We start from the raw sequence: 284 nt of genomic DNA, 5'->3' as shown, positions 1-284 counted from the left end.
CTATATTTACGAATTCGTCATTCTGTTGTTTTAGAGTTATATCTTTATATTTATTTACATTAATACCATTATGAATAATCATTGTTTTTCCTTCATCACAACCAATATCTATCTCAATTTGTCTGTTTTTTTCGAATAAACTAACTACACTACAAGCACAGTCATAAGAGCAATTACCCAATAAATTAAAAAAATCAATCCATATATCTTTTAGATATCCTTTTACCCAACTAGCCTTTATTATTTCTTCTTCCCTTTCCCTTGAATAGATACCATGTTCTTTT

1 protein-coding gene is annotated in these 284 nt (G+C 27.1%); it reads right to left on the bottom strand.

What is annotated here, in order from left to right; all coding sequences use genetic code 11:
* Positions 1-284: DUF3492 domain-containing protein (locus AACQ14_RS24145; protein WP_339366081.1), on the bottom strand; the 284-nt coding region annotated here is incomplete at both ends.

The sequence above is a fragment of the Vallitalea maricola genome (genome assembly GCF_036985595.1).
GTDB lineage: Bacteria > Bacillota > Clostridia > Lachnospirales > Vallitaleaceae > Vallitalea > Vallitalea maricola.
The sequence above is the reverse complement of the archived record's forward strand: the minus strand, read 5'-3'. Positions and strand labels throughout refer to the sequence as shown.